At 67.7% G+C, this 15,259-nt stretch carries 12 protein-coding genes; 3 read left to right on the forward strand and 9 right to left on the reverse strand.

All coding sequences use genetic code 11. The features are described 5' to 3' along the window. Positions 1 to 6: 6 nt before the first annotated feature. The 7 genes from ACSFA0_RS00735 to ACSFA0_RS00765 are packed head-to-tail and all read right to left on the reverse strand — an operon-like array spanning position 7 to position 7,420. Complete coding sequence (locus ACSFA0_RS00735; RefSeq protein ID WP_435448321.1) at positions 7 to 753, reverse strand: glutamine ABC transporter substrate-binding protein; 747 nt, start codon at positions 751 to 753, stop codon at positions 7 to 9. Between the two features lie 23 nt (positions 754 to 776). Beyond that, a complete protein-coding gene (gene hutU, locus ACSFA0_RS00740) occupies positions 777 to 2,489 on the reverse strand; it encodes a urocanate hydratase (protein ID WP_435448322.1) in 1,713 nt (570 codons plus the stop codon). Positions 2,490 to 2,504: 15 nt separating this feature from the next. After that, on the reverse strand, positions 2,505 to 4,070 hold the full coding sequence (gene hutH / locus ACSFA0_RS00745; RefSeq protein ID WP_435448323.1) for a histidine ammonia-lyase: 1,566 nt from the start codon (positions 4,068 to 4,070) through the stop codon (positions 2,505 to 2,507). 60 nt (positions 4,071 to 4,130) lie between these two features. Beyond that, complete coding sequence (gene hutC, locus ACSFA0_RS00750) at positions 4,131 to 4,868, reverse strand: histidine utilization repressor (RefSeq protein WP_435448324.1); 738 nt, start codon at positions 4,866 to 4,868, stop codon at positions 4,131 to 4,133. A gap of 13 nt (positions 4,869 to 4,881) precedes the next feature. Further along, positions 4,882 to 5,682: an ABC transporter ATP-binding protein gene (locus ACSFA0_RS00755; RefSeq protein WP_435448325.1), complete on the reverse strand. Its 801-nt coding sequence runs from the start codon at positions 5,680 to 5,682 to the stop codon at positions 4,882 to 4,884. After that, on the reverse strand, positions 5,667 to 6,440 hold the full coding sequence (locus tag ACSFA0_RS00760; protein ID WP_435448326.1) for an ABC transporter permease: 774 nt from the start codon (positions 6,438 to 6,440) through the stop codon (positions 5,667 to 5,669). Before ACSFA0_RS00760 ends, ACSFA0_RS00755 begins: the two co-directional genes overlap by 16 nt. A gap of 14 nt (positions 6,441 to 6,454) precedes the next feature. Beyond that, the gene (locus ACSFA0_RS00765; protein ID WP_435448327.1) at positions 6,455 to 7,420 is read right to left on the reverse strand and encodes an ABC transporter substrate-binding protein; all 966 of its coding nucleotides are present in this window, start codon (positions 7,418 to 7,420) and stop codon (positions 6,455 to 6,457) included. A gap of 258 nt (positions 7,421 to 7,678) precedes the next feature. On the opposite strand from ACSFA0_RS00765, the gene ACSFA0_RS00770 reads away from it, so the two are divergent. Beyond that, positions 7,679 to 9,649, forward strand: coding sequence for a RecQ family ATP-dependent DNA helicase (locus ACSFA0_RS00770; RefSeq protein WP_435448328.1), 1,971 nt, complete (start codon positions 7,679 to 7,681; stop codon positions 9,647 to 9,649). 27 nt (positions 9,650 to 9,676) lie between these two features. Here ACSFA0_RS00770 and ACSFA0_RS00775 read toward each other — a convergent pair whose 3' ends face one another. Together ACSFA0_RS00775 and ACSFA0_RS00780 are read right to left on the reverse strand one after the other, a co-directional pair. Further along, the gene (locus tag ACSFA0_RS00775) at positions 9,677 to 11,197 is read right to left on the reverse strand and encodes a S41 family peptidase (RefSeq protein WP_435448329.1); all 1,521 of its coding nucleotides are present in this window, start codon (positions 11,195 to 11,197) and stop codon (positions 9,677 to 9,679) included. 16 nt (positions 11,198 to 11,213) lie between these two features. Next, a complete protein-coding gene (locus ACSFA0_RS00780) occupies positions 11,214 to 13,538 on the reverse strand; it encodes an ATP-binding protein (RefSeq protein ID WP_435448330.1) in 2,325 nt (774 codons plus the stop codon). A 116-nt stretch (positions 13,539 to 13,654) separates the two neighbouring features. Between ACSFA0_RS00780 and ACSFA0_RS00785 the strand changes: the two genes are divergently transcribed. Together ACSFA0_RS00785 and ACSFA0_RS00790 are read left to right on the forward strand one after the other, a co-directional pair. Beyond that, entirely contained in the window at positions 13,655 to 14,860 is a 1,206-nt protein-coding gene (locus ACSFA0_RS00785) for a threonine ammonia-lyase (RefSeq protein ID WP_435448331.1), read from the forward strand. 88 nt (positions 14,861 to 14,948) lie between these two features. Continuing rightward, positions 14,949 to 15,101 (forward strand): hypothetical protein, encoded by a 153-nt coding sequence (locus tag ACSFA0_RS00790; RefSeq protein ID WP_435448332.1) that lies wholly within the window; start codon positions 14,949 to 14,951, stop codon positions 15,099 to 15,101. Positions 15,102 to 15,259 lie beyond the last annotated feature (158 nt).

Below are 15,259 nucleotides of genomic sequence, written 5' to 3' on the forward strand. Positions count from 1 at the left end.
GCCGGGTCACTTGGCCGCCGTGTTGCTGAACCACTTCTTCACGATGGCCGCGTAGGTGCCGTCGGCCTTCAGCTTCGCGATGGCGTCGTTCACCGCTTTGGTCAATTCGGGCGTGTCCTTGCGGATCGCCATGCCGTATTCCTCGGTGGTGAGCTGCTCGTCGAGCACCTTCAGGCCGGGGCGGGTGCGCACGTACTGGTAGGCAGCCGGCTTGCCGGTGACGGCCGCGTCGCTGCGACCGATGTCGACCAGGTTGAACATCTCCTGGTTCTTCTCGACTTCCATCAGCTGCACCTGCGGGTACTTCTCTTTCACGTAGCTGACCGACTTGGTGCCAACTTGCACGCTGACCTTCTTGCCGTTCAGGTCAGCCGGCGACTTGATCGTCGTGTTGTCGGCCTTGACCATCGCGACCAGGCCACCGGCGTAGTACGGCACGGTGAAGTCGACGACCTTCTTGCGCTCGTCGGTGATGTAGATGGCCGACACCGCCATGTCGAAGCGCTTGGACATGAGACCGGGGATCAGCCCCTTGAAGTCGATGTCGACCCATTCGACCTTGCGGCCCATGGCCTTGCCGACGGCCTCGACCAGCTCGATGTCGAATCCGGTGCGCTTGTTGTTCTCGACGAACTCCATGGGCGGGAAGGTGGCGTCGGTGCCGACGGTGAGAACGGCTTGGGCATGGGCGATGCCGGTGAAGGCGGCGGCCGATGCGAATGCGGCGATGAGGAGATGACGGCGGATCTGCATGGTGGCTTTCGTTGGGAGATGAGTTACTCGACCATCGGCAGATGAAGCCCTTGCTTCTTCGCCGTGGCGATGGCGATGTCGTAGCCCGCGTCGGCATGGCGCATCACGCCGCTCGCCGGGTCGTTCCACAACACGCGCCCGATGCGTTGCGCAGCAGCATCCGTGCCATCGCACACGATGACCATGCCGGCATGCTGCGAGTAGCCCATGCCGACGCCGCCGCCGTGGTGCAGGCTGACCCAGGTGGCGCCGCCGGCCGTGTTGAGCAGTGCGTTGAGCAACGGCCAGTCGCTGACGGCATCGGTGCCGTCCTTCATGGCTTCGGTCTCGCGGTTGGGGCTGGCGACGGAGCCGGTGTCGAGGTGGTCGCGGCCGATGACGATGGGCGCCTTCAGCTCGCCGTTCTTCACCATCTCGTTGAAGGCCAGGCCGGCCTTGTGGCGCTCGCCCAGGCCCAGCCAACAGATGCGCGCGGGCAGGCCCTGGAAGGCGATGCGCTCTCGCGCCATGTCGAGCCAGCGGTGCGTGTGCTTGTTCTCAGGGAACAGTTCCTTGATCTTCGCGTCGGTCTTGTAGATGTCCTCCGGGTCGCCCGAGAGCGCGACCCAGCGGAACGGGCCCTTGCCTTCGCAGAACAGCGGTCGGATGTACGCAGGCACGAAGCCGGGGAAGTCGAAGGCGTTCTTCACGCCTTCGTCGAACGCAACTTGCCGGATGTTGTTGCCATAGTCGACCGTGGGCACGCCCATGGCCTGGAAGTCGAGCATGGCCTGCACATGCACGACGCAGGACTTCGCGGCGGCCGCGGTGAGCGTGGCGTGCTGCGAGGCGTCCTTCATCGCGGCCTGCCATTGCGGCACCGTCCAGCCCACGGGCAGGTAGCCGTGGATCAGATCGTGCGCGGAGGTCTGGTCGGTCACGAGGTCGGGGCGGATCGCGGTGCCGGCTTTCGCGCGCTTCGCCAGCTCGGGCACGATTTCGGCGGCGTTGCCGAGCAGCGCGATCGACACGGCTTCCTTCTTCGCCGTGTGGTGCGCGATCAACGCCAATGCATCGTCGAGATCCTTCGCCTGCTTGTCGACGTAGCGCGTGCGCAGGCGGAAGTCGATGCTCGACTGATTGCATTCGATCGCCAGAACGCAGGCGCCGGCCAGCACGCCCGCCAGCGGCTGCGCACCGCCCATGCCGCCCAGGCCGGCGGTGAGGATCCACTTGCCTGCGAGATCATTGTTGTAGTGCTGGCGACCGGCTTCCACGAAGGTCTCGAAGGTGCCCTGCACGATGCCCTGTGCGCCGATGTAGATCCAGCTGCCAGCGGTCATCTGGCCGTACATGAAGAGGCCCGCACGGTCGAGCTCGTTGAACTTCTCCCACGTCGCCCACTTGGGCACGAGGTTCGAGTTGGCGATGAGCACGCGTGGTGCGTTGGCGTGCGTCTTGAACACGCCGACCGGCTTGCCCGATTGAATGAGCAGCGACTCGTCGTCTTCCAGCACCTTCAACGACTCAAGGATCTGGTCGTAGCACGCCCAGTTGCGCGCGGCGCGGCCGATGCCGCCGTACACCACCAGGTCCTGCGGGCGCTCGGCGACTTCGGCGTCGAGGTTGTTCTGCAGCATGCGGAACGGCGCTTCGGTGAGCCAGCTCTTGCACGTGAGTTCGCTGCCGCGCGGCGCGCGGATCACGCGGGTCGGGTCGTGGCGCGGGTCGGTGTTGATCTTTTCAGGGGCGTTCATGGCGCATGGGTCCTTTCAATGGCTGGGCAAGATGTTCAGCAGGGCTTCGGGCAGCGCGGCCGCGAGGGCCCAGCGCCGCATGGCCTGGATGTCGGGTGCGAGGTAGCGGTCGCTGACGAGGAAGGCGACCTGGCGTCGGATGGTGTTCAGCTCGGCTTCGACCAGCGGCGAGCTCTTCAGCACCGCGGTCGGGTCACGCTTGAGTTCGATGCCTTGCGCCGCACACATCGCTTCGATGCCGACGACCACGGCCGTGTTGTCGACCATGTCGCCGAGCCGGCGCGCCGCGAAGGTCGCCATCGACACATGGTCTTCCTGGTTGGCCGAGGTGGGCAGGCTGTCGACGCTGGCCGGGTGCGCGAGCGACTTGTTCTCCGACGCCAGCGCCGCGGCCGTCACCTGCGCGATCATGAAGCCGGAGTTGAGCCCACCGTCGCGCACGAGGAAGGGCGGCAGGCCCGACAGGCCGGTGTCGAGGAGCAGCGCGATGCGGCGCTCGGCGATCGCGCCGATCTCGGCAATGGCGAGCGCGAGGATGTCCGCCGCGAAAGCCACAGGCTCGGCGTGGAAGTTGCCGCCGGAGATCACTTCACCGGTGTCTGTGAAGACCAGCGGATTGTCCGAAGCGGCGTTGGCCTCGATGACCAGAACGCGCGCGGCGTGCGTGATGTTGTCCAGGCAGGCGCCCATCACCTGCGGGATGCAGCGCACCGAATATGGGTCCTGCACGCGGCCGCAGTCGGCGTGCGAAGGCACGATGTCGCTGCCGTCGAGCAAGGTGCGCACCGCGGCCGCCACGGCGATCTGGCCCGGCTGGCCGCGTGCGGCATGGATGCGGGCGTCGAAAGGTTTGATCGAGCCTTGAATGGCTTCGAGCGACAGCGCACCCGACATCAGCGCCGCAGCAAAGACGTTCTCGGCACCGAACAGCCCGGCCAGCGCCAGCGCGGTCGACACCTGGGTGCCGTTGAGCAGCGCCAGGCCTTCCTTCGGGCCGAGCACGAAGGGTTCGAGGCCGATGTGGCGCATCGCTTCGGCACCGTTGACGACACGGCCGTCGGCCAGCGTCGCCTCGCCTTCACCGATCAACACGCAGGCCATGTGCGCGAGTGGCGCGAGATCGCCCGAGGCGCCAACCGATCCCTTCGCCGGAATGCGCGGCAGCACGCCGGCATTGAACAGCGCGAGCAGCGCGTCGACCAGTTCGGGCCGCACGCCCGAATGCCCGCGCGCCAGGCTCACGGCCTTGGTGGCCAGCACCAGACGCACCACGGGCGCAGCGAGCGGTTCGCCCGTGCCGACGCTGTGCGAGAGCACCAGGTTGCGCTGCAGCTCCGCCAGATGGTCGTTGCCGATGCGCGTGCTCGCCAGCTTGCCGAAGCCGGTGTTGATGCCGTAGACCACCTCGTCGTTGTCGACGATGCGCTGCACGGTCGCCTGCGAAGCACGCATGCCGGCCGCGGTCGACGGGTCGAGCGACACGGTGACGCCGCCTGCATGGACGGCGCGCAGGAGCGGGAGATCGACGGCGCCCGGCGTAAGGATCCTGGCGGCAGAGGGTGCGTGGTGAAGACCGGTCATGTTGCTTGTCTATACAGGTGGTTCGGTGCGTGCGCGTGGGCGGTCAGCGGTGCGGTGGCTTCAGCCGAAGCTGGGGTTGCCGTCGGGGCGAAAGCGGCTGCCGAGGCGGTAGCGGGAAGCGGGATGCAGACAGCGCACCCAGGTGACGGGCGTGGTGCGCGTCCAGGTGCGACGCGTCAGCAGCAGGCAGGGCTCGGCGGCCGACATGGCGAGTCGCTCGGCCTGCTCGGCGCTGGGCAGCACGGCGTCGACCAGATGTTCGATCTGGTCGAACGGGACGTTGCGCACCAGGTATTCGCTGGGCGGCGTGGCTTCGAAATCCTGGTCGAGGTAGGTCGGCACCACCGCCGGATTCACGTAGCGCTCCTCGAGCTGAACCGGCGTCTCGTTCTCGAGGTGCAGGCACACGCTGTGGAACACCGACTCGCCGACATGCAGGCCGAGCCAGGCCGCCACGTCGGGCGACGCGGCGACGCGTTCGACCGCGAGCATCTGGCACCGGTAGTCGTGCCCGCGCTGGCGGATCTCGCTGGCGATGTTGGCGATCTGCAGCAGCGTCGACTGCGGCTTGTCTTCCGCGACGAAGCTGCCGACGCCCGCCACACGTGTGATGCGGCCCTGCTCGACCAGTTCGCGCAGCGCGCGGTTCACCGTCATGCGGGCCACGCCGAACTGCGCGACCAGCTCATGCTCCGAAGGCAAGCGATGCCCGGCCGGCCAGGTGCCGTCCTGGATCTTGCGAGAGATGAATTCCTTCACCTGCTCGTAGAGCGCGAGGGCCGGCAGATCGCGTTTCATCGGGCGCCGCTTTTCAGTGCTCGGCCGACGCCATCGACTCGGCGCGGATCTCTTCGGTGAGTCGCGCCTTGATCGCCATGAACTCCGGCGACGTCTTGATCGTGTAGTGCCGCGGGTGCGGGAAGTCCACCGCGATCTCGGTCTTGATGCGGCCCGGCCGCGCGCTGAACACCGCCACGCGGTTGGCCATGAAGATGGCCTCGTCGATGTCGTGCGTGACGAACAGCACCGTCTTCTGCGCGGACTCCCAGATGCCGAGCAGCAGCTCCTGCATCAGCACGCGGGTCTGGTTGTCGAGCGCGCCGAAGGGCTCGTCGAGCAGCAGCATCTTGGGGTCGTTGGCAAGCGCGCGGGCGATGGCGGTGCGCTGCTGCATGCCGCCCGAGAGCTGCTTGGGGAAGTGGTTCTCGAAGCCGCGCAGGCCCACCTTGGCGATGAAGAAGTCGCTGCGCTCTTTTTGCTGCGCTTCGCTCATGCCGCGCTCGCGCAGGCCGAAGCGGATGTTCTGTGCGATGGTGAGCCATGGGAACAGCGTGTAGCTCTGGAACACCACGCCGCGGTCGGCGCCCGGGCCTTGGATGCGCTCGCCGTCGAGCAGCACCTGGCCGGTCGTCGGAAAGTCGAGGCCGGCCACGATGCGCAGCAGCGTCGACTTGCCGCAACCCGACGGACCGAGGATGGTGACGAAGTCGTTCTCGCGGACCTCGAAGTCGATCGGCTGAAGCGCCTGCGTGCGCTGGCCCTTCGCGCCCTCAAACACGCGCGACACACCTTGAATGGAAAGCTGGTTGCGCGCCATCAGATCGTGCTCCATGCAAAGAGCTTGCGGTTGAGGGCCTTGAAGGCGAAGTCCGAGACGAGGCCGATGATGCCGATCACGATGATCCCGAAGATGATCTGGCCCGTGTTGAGCAGCGCCTGGCTGTCGGTGATCATGTGGCCGATGCCCGACGACGAGCCGATGAGTTCGGCCACGATCACGTAGGTCCAGGCCCAGCCGAGCACCAGACGCAGGGTCTCGGCGATGCCGGGCGCGGCACCGGGGATGAGCACCCGCTTGACGATGCCGCCGCTGTTGGCGCCCAGGGTGTAGGCCGCCTCGACCAGGTCCTTGCGGGCGCCACCCACGATGACTGCAACCATCAGGATGATCTGGAACACCGAGCCGATGAAGATGACCAGCAGCTTCTGCGTCTCGCCGATGCCGGCCCAGAGAATCAGCAGTGGAATGAAGGCCGACGCCGGCAGGTAGCGGCAGAACGACACGAAGGGCTCGAGGAAGGCTTCGACCGGCTTGTACGCGCCCATCGCGATGCCCAGCGGCACGGCAACGACGGTGGCGAGCACGAAGCCGCCCAGCACCCGCCACACCGTCATGCCGATGTCATGGATGAAGTTGTACTCGGTGAAGAGCAGCCAGGCTTCCTTCACCATCGTGACGGGGCTCGCCAGGAAGGTCGGCGACACGAAGCCGCCGAGGGTGAAGAAAGCCCAGACCGCGACGAACAGCACGAAGAAACCGACGCCGAGCAGCCAGCGCGCGCGCGCGCCGACCGGCTCGAGTGGTGCCATGGGGGCGAGCCAGCTCACTTGATGAAGGAGGCGTCGAAGGTGACGGCCAGGTTCTCGGGCGCCTTGCGGATCACGCCGGCTTCCAGCAGGATCTTTTCGGCGTCCTTCATGAAGGTCGTGAGTTCACCGGCGAAGAACTTCTGGTTGGCCGCCTTGTCCTGCCAGCGCAGGTAGGCCGACGACTTGGCGAACTGCTCGCCGGTCTGCTTGACGGCCGAACCCATGATCTCGTTCGACTTGACGGGGTCGTTCTTGATCATCTCCAGCGCCTCGAAGTACGAGTTGGTCAGGGCCTGCGCCGCCTTGGCGTTGGCCTTGAGCCAGGTCGGCGCGCAGCCGACCGTGTCCATCACCATCGGGTAGTCGAGCGTGGTCGCGAGGATCTTGCCGGCCGCCGGGTTGGCGCGCACGGTCGACAGGTACGGCTCGTAGGTCATCGCTGCGTCGTTCTGGCCGGCGACGAAAGCCTGCGCTGCGGCTTGCGGCGACAGCGTGGTGGTCTTCACGTCCTTGAGCGTCATGCCGTTCTTGTTGAGCATCCAGGCCAGGCCGAAGTACGGCGCCGTGCCCGGCGCGTCCACGCCGATGGTCTTGCCCTTGAGGTCGGCAAAGCTCTTGATGTCGCCGCGCACCGCGATGCCGTCGGCGCCGTAGGACTTGTCCATCTGGAAGATCTGGACGATCGGCACGCCGTTCGCGTTCCAGGCGACATGCGTCTCGACGGTGGTGGCAGCGCACTGGATGGCCTCCGCAGCCAGCGCCAGGTGACGGTCCTTCTGCGGAATCATCTTGATCTCGACGTCCAGGCCGTTCTTCTTGAAGATGCCGGCCTTGTCGGCGAGGGTGAGCGGCGCGAAGCCGGTCCAGCCGGACATGCCGAGCGCGATCTTGGTGTCCTGCGCGGAAGCCGTGGTGGCCATGCCGGCCGCGCACAGACCGGCTGCGAGCAGCGAAGTGACTTTGACAACCATCTTGACCATGGGTACTCCTGGATTCCGTTCGTGATGAAAAGCAAGGCCTGCGGGCGCCGGAGGCGCAGACCCCAGGCGGCGTGAGCCGGATTGTGGCCGCGCGCCCCAACTTGTCTATACAGGGTTATCCCCGCGCTGCTTTCAGGTGCATTCTTCGAATGCCAGTGCACCAAATTGCTGTCTATACAGGTTGCCGTCGCACGACCGATGCGCTGTTGCAAAGCGCGTGCCAGCGGCTGGTGCGGGACGATCGGGGACAATGGCCGCTTGTCCTCCGCCACCCTCCCCCACGCCCTCGAAAACCAGGGCAGCGCCGCGCCCGCCGACATCCTCCACGAGGTCTTCGGCTACGACCAGTTCCGCGGCGCGCAGGCCGCCATCGTCGACCATGTGGTCGGTGGCGGCGACGCGCTGGTGCTGATGCCCACCGGTGGTGGCAAGTCGCTCTGTTACCAGATCCCCGCCATCGCGCGGCAGCGCGCGGGGCATGGCGTGACCATCGTCGTGTCGCCGCTGATCGCGCTGATGCACGACCAGGTCGGCGCGCTGCACGAGGCTGGCGTCGACGCGGCCTTCCTCAATTCCACGCTCGACTGGCAGCAGACGCAGGACGTCGAGCGCCGCATGCTCAGCGGCGAGATCACGCTGCTGTATGCCGCGCCCGAACGGGTGAACACGCCTCGCTTCCTGCAGCAGCTCGACACGCTGAAGGAGCGCGGCAAGCTCAGCCTCTTCGCCATCGACGAGGCGCATTGCGTGAGCCAGTGGGGCCACGACTTCCGCCCCGAGTACCGCGCGCTCACCGTGCTGCACGAGCGCTACGCCGGCGTGCCGCGCATCGCGCTGACCGCCACGGCCGACGACCTGACGCGGGCCGACATCGTCGAGCGCCTTCAGCTCGAAGAAGCGCGCCAGTTCGTCAGCAGCTTCGACCGTCCGAACATCCGCTACACCATCGTCGAGAAGAAGGACGCCACCACGCAACTGCTGCGCTTCATCCAGCGCGAGCACGAAGGCGAGGCGGGCGTCGTGTACTGCCAGTCGCGCAAGCGGGTCGAAGACACCGCCGTCATGCTGCAGGACGCGGGCATCAACGCCCTGCCTTACCACGCGGGCCTGGACGCGGCCGTGCGCCAGCGCCACCAGGACCGCTTCCTGCGCGAGGAAGGCATCGTGATGTGCGCGACCATCGCCTTCGGCATGGGCATCGACAAGCCCGACGTGCGCTTCGTCGGCCACCTCGACATGCCCAAGAACATCGAGGGCTACTACCAGGAGACCGGCCGCGCCGGCCGCGACGGCCTGCCCGCCGACGCCTGGATGACCTACGGCCTGCAGGACGTGGTGAACCAGCGCCGCATGATCGACGAGAGCCCCGCCGGCGAGGAGTTCAAGCAAGTGATGCGCGGCAAGCTCGACGCGCTGCTGTCCCTGGCCGAAGCGAGCGATTGCCGGCGCGTGCGCTTGCTGGGCTACTTCGGCGAGGTCTACGCCGGGCCCGCCGCCGGGCCGCCCCAAGGCGGGCCAGCCCCCTCGGGGGGCAGCGAACCTCGCGCAGCGGGGAGCGTGGGGGCCACATGCGGCAACTGCGACAACTGCCTGAACCCGCCGCAGGTGTGGGACGGCACAGACGCCGCGCGCAAGCTGCTCAGCACCATCTACCGCGTGAACCAGCACAGCGGCATCAGCTTCGGCGCCGGGCACATCATGGACATCCTGCGCGGCAAGGCGACCGAGAAGGTCAAGCAGTTCGGGCATGAAAGCATCAGCACCTTCGGCATCGGTGCGGAGTTCAGCGAGGTGCAGCTGCGCGGCGTGCTGCGCCAATTGATCGCGACCGGCGCGCTGGCCGTCAATTCGGAAGCCTTCAACACGCTCCAGCTCACCGACGGCTCGCGCGCGGTGCTCAAGGGCGAGACCACGGTGCGCCTGCGCGAATCGGTGTCGTCGCCCGCCGATCGCAAGCCGCGGCGCGAACGGGTGGTGCGCGGCGCGCCGTCACCGGCAGCGGCCACGCTGGACGCCGAGGCGCAGAAGCGCTTCGAGGCCCTCAAGGCCTGGCGCGGCGAGGTGGCGCGCGAGCACAACCTCCCCGCCTACGTGATCTTTCACGACGCCACGCTCGCCGCCATCGCCGAGCGCTCGCCCGCCACGCTGGAAGACCTGCAGGGCATCAGCGGCATCGGCACCAAGAAGCTCGAGGCCTATGGAAGCGATGTGCTGCGCGTGTGCAGCTGACCCATCGACGGTACTGAGCTCAGCGCATCAGTTCGACAGATCGACCGGCCGCACGAGGCGGCTGGAACGCAGGGCGCTGCGGTCCAGGTACGGTGCGCCAGCCCCCTCGGTCTTCTGCAGACCGCCAGCCAGGCTCTTCGATGACGGCGTCGCCGGGCAGGTGCCGCTGCTGCGGTACTGCAGGGCAGCCGCCAGCCGCGCTTCGGCCGCGTCACCCAGCGCGTGGTCGAAGTCGTCGGCCACGGTGCAGGTCGGCGCGAGGCCGTCGCCGTAGTCGCCGAAGCCCTGCGCGTTCACGCCCTGGAACTGGATCGCGAAGTAGGTGGTGCCGCAGTTGTCTTGGGGATAGAAACCGTAGGGCTTGCCGCAGGTGGCGCCGCCGATGAGGTCGACCTTGACGCCGATGCCGCGCAGGCCGTTGACCACCGACTCGCTGGCCGAACAGGTGTCGGGGCCGGTGAGCACGGTGACGCGCGGCAGGTTCAAGCGTGGCAGGGCCTGCCCGGCAGCTACGGTCAACCCACGCCCCGTGGCATAGAACGGCAGCGTGGCCTGCGACGCGCTCAGGCCGAACGGGTTCTTCGCATTGAAGACCAGCCGCTCGAAGGCCGCACCCTGGGTGGACGCTGCCGGCGCCACCATCGTGGCCAGCTCACTCGCGACGGCAAGCAGGCCGCCGCCGTTGTAGCGCATGTCCAGCACCAGGTCGGCGATGCCCGCGGCCTGCAACTGGTTCACCGCATCGACCAGTTGGCCCTCGGCCTTCTCCACATGGTCGTTGAACTGCAGGTAGCCGACGTTGCCGGTGGGCGTGGGAATGCTGCGCACCGCCTGCACCGGCGAGCGCAGCACGCTGGCGGATGTGAGATTGGCCGTTGACGTGCTGCCGTCGGCCGCGCGCAGCTGGAAGGCATGGACCTGCCCGTTCGCCGTCGGCGCCAGCGCCGCGTTGAGGCGGTCCAAGTCGGCCTGGCTGCCGGCGTTGACCGCGTCGATGCCGTCGACGGCCAGCAAGGTCATGCCGCGCACCAGGCCAGCCTGCGCCGCCGGCGACCCGGGCTCGGTGTAGGCCACGCGAATCTGCCGCGGCGGCGTGCGGGCGAGGTAGGCGAACTCGACGCCGTAGCCCGATTCGGTGCTCTGCAGGATGGCGCGGTACTGCGCCGTGTCGTAGGTGAAGTGGAACCGGTCTTTGGCGCGGCCCGACGGCGTGAGCACGGGCGTCTTCAGGTCGGCGAAGTACGCGACCGGCGTGGCGTAGGCGGCGGGCTGCAGCGTGGTCGGCACCTCGCTGTACCAGAGGTAGGTTTCGTCGATCCAGCCGCGCACCCAGGTCTTCTCGTCGTCGAGGGTGCCGGTGCTCGACGCGGCGCAACGATCGGCCACGGTGGCCGACGGCACGATCGCCGGGGCGGTGCTGCCATCGGCGGGCGCGGGCGATGCCGTGGCGCCACCGCTGCCGCCTCCCCCACCGCCGCACCCCGCCAGCGCCAACGCCGCAGCTGCGGCCAGGATCGACAGCGCGCGAAGGGGTCGTGCGGGTAGCAAGGGAGCGCGCGTGAAATTACTGGACGAAGCCCATGCCGCGCGATTCGCGGACCTCGGGCTTGATGCGGTGCTCGGCCTCGAGCTGGTCGAGGAACTCCGCCGCGCTGAACTCGGTCGCGAGGATGTCGGTCTGCCGCTTCACCGCCGCGAAGTCGCCGGGGCACAGCTGCGGCAAACGCTGCAGCCGCCGGCGCAGCTCGGGCGTCATGAGCCCGACGTCGCCCGCCAGCGCTTCGGTCACGAACATGCGCTCGCGCTGCGCATCGGTCAGCGGCATGAACTTGATCTTGAAGGTGAAGCGCCGCAGCGCCGCCTGGTCGAGCCGGTCGAGCAGGTTGGTGGTGCACACGAAGATGCCGCCGAAGCGCTCCATGCCCTGCAGCATCTCGTTGACCTCGGTGACCTCGTAGGTGCGCTGGGCGCCGCGACGGTCCTGCAGGAAGCTGTCAGCTTCATCCAGCAGCAGCACCGCCTTCTCGGCCTCGGCTTCCTTGAACATGGCGGCCATGTTCTGTTCGGTCTCGCCCACGTACTTGCTCATCAGGTCGCTCGCCTGCTTGACGATCAGCGGGCGGCCGATGGCCTTGGCGATGTGCTCAGCCAGCGCGGTCTTGCCGGTGCCGGGGGCGCCGTAGAAGCACAGCGTGCCGTGGCCGCGCACGCGCAAGGCTTCGACGATGCGCGGGATCTCGAAACGCGTTTCGACGTTGAGCATGTCGAGGTCGTAGGTGGTGACGGCACGGCGCGCGCCGTGCTGGCGGTCGACCGTGCCCAGCGCGAGGTCGGCGTTCTTCAGCTGCCGCTCGATCAGCCCTTCGACCGAGGCGTCGTCGGTCTTGGCCAGTTGGGCGAAGCGCACCGCGGTGCGGATCTGCGCCGGCGTCAGGCCCTTGCGCTCGGCGAGCTTGGCGGTGAAGGCATCGGACACGGTCACGCCTTCGAGCGTCTTGCGCACCAGTTGCTCGCGCGCGCCGGGCGGTGGCGACTTCAGTTCGAGGTGGTAGGCGAAGCGGCGGCGGAAGGCCGGGTCGATCTGCTCGATGCGGTTGGTGACCCACAGCGTGGGCACGGCGTTCGACTCCAGGATCTGGTTGACCCAGGCCTTGCCGCTCACGCTGCCGCTGGCGGGCGAGGGCATCTGCTCGGCGCGCGACATGAACTGCGCCGCCTCGGTGCTGATGGGCGGGAACACGTCCTCGACCTCGTCGAACAGCAGCGCGGCCTGCGCGCTGCCCTTGAGGAAGACCTGCGCGATCTGCAGCGACCGGTAGCGGTCGCGGCCCGAGAGCGAATTGCCGTCGCGGTCGGCGTACTCGACCTCGAACAGCTCCAGGCCCGCAGCCTGCGCCACCACCTTCGCCAGCTCGGTCTTGCCGGTGCCGGGCGGGCCGTAGAGCAGCACGTTGACGCCGGGCTCCTTGCGCTGCACGGCGGCGCGCAGCAGCGTGATCAGCATCTGCGTGTCGTCCGCGGCGAAGGAGAAATCGTCGACGGTGAGCGCGCTCTTGGCCGACGGCCGGGTGAACACGGCCATCAGCTCGTTGTGGTCGCGGTACTCGCGCATCAGCACCGGCGGCAGCTTCTCGCTGACCTTCATCAGGTCGGCCAGGTCGGTGATGTTGTGCTCGGAGATGAGGTTCTCGACCAGGCCGATGCGTTCGAGCCGCGAGCCCGCGCGCAAGGCCTCGCCCACGTCGCTCGCGCTCACACCGGCCACTTCGGCGATGGCGGCATAGGCCTCGGGGGCGTTGTTGACCTTGAACTCGACCAGCAGCGAACGCAGGTCGCGCTGGTAGCGCGCCAGTGTGCCGTACAGCAGCAGCGCGCGCTCGGCCTTGTTGAGCTGCAGCAGGCCGGCGAGCGCCTCGATGTTCTTCTCGACCAGCGTCGACTGCTTGCGCAGCGCATGCGTGAGCCAGTCGCGCGTGACCGACAGCACCGACAGCAGGTCCTTCGGCTGGTCCTTCACGTACTCGTCGAGGTAGAAGAACAGCGTGCCTTCTTCGTACGGGCCGCGCCAAACGCCATGGCGCTCCAGCAGCGTGCGGCCGTCGAAATGCTCGACGCCCTTCCACACGTCGTTGCCGGCGCAGCGGCGGCCGAGGAATTCGCGCAGGCGCTGCAGCACGGGCATGGGCCAGACGAGATGGCGGCCAGTCAGCGACAGCAGGCCGTTCAGGTCGCGCCGCACATTGAAGCGCGGACCTTGCTTGGCGGCGAGCGTGAGCACGAAGTGCGAACACATCAGTTCGAGCACCGGTGCTTCCTTGAGTCCGGGCGACGGCAGTGCCTGCCCCCGCAAGGGCGCAGCCACTGCATCGACACCGGCACGCTTGACCATTCGACAACCTCTCGTTACGGAAATCTCAGCGCGACCATAGCGCAGAGTTTTGTGTTGTGGAAGACAGCGCATCGGGAAATCTCCCAATGTTGCAAATCCATCCCACAATGCCGGCCATGATCGGAATCCAAGACATCGAACGCGCCGCGGTGCGCCTCCAGGGCCAGCTGCTGGCGACGCCGTGCGTCGAGTCACGCACGCTGTCGGACATCGTCGGCGCCCAGGTCTTCCTCAAATTCGAGAACCTGCAGTTCACCGCCTCGTTCAAGGAGCGCGGCGCCTGCAACAAGCTGGTCGACCTGGCCGAGGCCGGGGTGCGTGGCGTGGTGGCGATGTCCGCAGGCAACCATGCGCAGGGCGTGGCGTACCACGCGCAGCGGCTGGGCATGAAGGCGGTCATCGTGATGCCGCGCTTCACGCCCGGCGTGAAGATCGAGCGCACCCGCAGCTTCGGCGCCGAGGTGGTGCTGCACGGCGACACGCTCGACGCCGCCCGCGCCCACGCCTTCGAGCTGGCCGAGCGCGACGGTCTCACCTTCGTGCATCCCTACGACGACGAAGCGATCATCGCGGGCCAGGGCACCATCGCGCTCGAAATGCTCGCCACCGTGCCGGACCTCGACACGCTGGTGATCGCGGTCGGCGGCGGTGGGCTGATCTCGGGTATGGCCGTGGCCGCGCGGGCGCTCAAGCCCGGCATCGAGATCGTCGGCGTGCAGACGTCGCGCTTCCCGGCGATGGTCAACGCGATCAAGGGCACCCACCATGCGCAGGGCAGTAATTCGATCGCCGAAGGCATCGCCGTGGGCACGCCGGGCGTGTTGACGCAGGAGATCATCAAAGCGCTGATCGACGACATGCTCCTGGTCGACGAGGGCGACATCGAGCAGGCCGTGCTGATGCTGCTCGAGATCGAGAAGACCGTGGTCGAAGGCGCTGGCGCCGTGGGGCTGGCCGCGCTGCTGCGGCACCCCGAGCGCTTTCGCGGCAAGAAGGTCGGGCTGGTTCTCTGCGGCGGCAACATCGACCCGCTGCTGCTCGCGGCCATCATCGAGCGCGGCATGGTGCGGGCGGGCCGGTTGGCCCGGCTGCGCGTGAGCGCCCGCGATGTGCCGGGCATGCTCGCCCGCATCACCACGACGGTCGCCGAAGCGGGCGCCAACATCGACGAGGTGCACCACCAGCGGGCCTTCACCATGCTGGCGGCCCAGAACGTGGAGATCGAGCTGGTGCTGCAGACACGGGGGCGCGAGCACTTGGCCGCCGTGCTGGCCGCGTTGCGTCAGGCGGGCTTCGAGGCGCAAGAACAGCAGTCGCATTGACCCTGGCCCCGGGAAGGCCCTGGGGCGGCGCCGGGGTCGGTTGGCTAAAATGGAGGCAATCTCCGGTTTGAATACAAAGGAACTACTCATGTCCACCCCCACCCCTGTTGAGCCCGGCCACGACGCCCTGGTCGAGAAAGATGCGGTCGAGTCGGTCGTGCACCTGATGCCGATCGTGCTGCCGCTGGTGGGGGGCGTGCTGATGCTGCTCCTAGCCTCCATCGCCATCTACATGGCTTGAGGGCATGAACTGACCTGCTGCGCGACCCGATCTCGCATTTGCGGTCCTCGCCGTACCTGAGTACGGCTGCGGTCCTCGACGCAAGCTCGGGCCGCTCGCGACGGTCATTTCACGCCCTCACCTGCGCCCGAAGCCCGGTCGCCCTCGCTTCCATCGAC

This window comes from Variovorax restrictus, from assembly GCF_051216715.1.
Lineage (GTDB): Bacteria > Pseudomonadota > Gammaproteobacteria > Burkholderiales > Burkholderiaceae_C > Variovorax.